Genomic DNA, 1122 nt, shown 5'->3' on the forward strand with positions numbered 1-1122 from the left:
AAGCTGGGTGCAGTGAAAGCTGCACGCCCAGATTTAACAGAGAGGGGCGGGAAATAATATTCCCCCTCGACTCTACCAGGGTGAGAGAGCGAAAAATATCTGGACGGAGCAAGGCACAATACCAGGCCACAACTGCACCCCAATCATGTCCAACGATAAATGCTTGTTCTTCACCTAAAGCATTGACTAAACCAACAATATCACCCACCAACTCAAAAATATTGTAATCTTCAATGGCTGCTGGTCTGTCTGTCTGTCCATATCCACGCTGATCTGGTGCTACCACATGAAATCCTGCTTCAGCTAATGCAGATAACTGATGTCGCCAAGAATACCAACTTTCCGGAAAACCATGACATAAGATGACTAGTTTACCCTGCCCTTGTTCGGCAATGTGCATCTGAATGTTGTTGGTTTTGATAAAACGATGAGTTACCGAAGCCATGTTTATTACCTGCCAGATTGATATTATTAAAATAGAGTTTCAAATACGCTTTAATTCAGGTTCAGGATAACTAGAAAAAGCATTAGATAGAAGACTACCTAATAAAGTTTCATGTCCTGGAGCTATCACTCTAAACTGTACAAGTTCTTCCTCTATGATGGAACACTGCGTTAACGGTCATCATAGCACCTAACTTTATTTAACCTAATTTGTGCTTAACAAATTGGATAAAAGTAATCCCTTTGGAGAGCATAAATATTTTTATGACCCTTCTAATCTTACGGTTCATTGCTTTTCTGTTTAAGTCGTCTAAAAATACATTCATAGATTCCCCGCTTAGAATATTTTTCACCTGTCAATGCTCTCCTGTGCGCTAATTTTAAAGACTGTGCTGTAACTATGGTTCTAATCGTTTGATTAACTTAGCAGTAGCCGGAGTACCCCGGAAAGATTGACCATTGTACAAAAATGTTAGTTCATGTAATTTAGACTCAGATAGTCGTGGTTCACACTGGTCATCACTGCTTCTGGTAACACCTTTGGATTCTCTGGCTTCTGTGACTTTTACAACCAGATCAGCGCGTTTATCTTTGTTGGTGTCTTGTAGTGTAAAATCTTTGATTCCTACATCATAAAAGGGTGGACGACAACTAGCTGTATTAGACCCAACCTTTAAT

The 1122-nt window shown here is 39.9% G+C and carries 1 protein-coding gene and 1 pseudogene; both read right to left on the reverse strand.

Annotated features, from left to right (window positions below; translation table 11 throughout):
* A partial coding sequence (locus FJR11_RS23820) for an alpha/beta fold hydrolase (RefSeq protein WP_168507969.1) occupies nt 1-445 on the reverse strand: 445 nt, incomplete at its 3' end.
* 397 nt (nt 446-842) lie between these two features.
* Nucleotides 843-1122 (reverse strand): annotated as a pseudogene (locus FJR11_RS23000) (hypothetical protein); the annotation flags it as partial.

Origin of the sequence: Anabaena sp. UHCC 0187 (assembly GCF_009712035.1) — a bacterium.
Taxonomy (GTDB): Bacteria; Cyanobacteriota; Cyanobacteriia; order Cyanobacteriales; family Nostocaceae; genus Dolichospermum.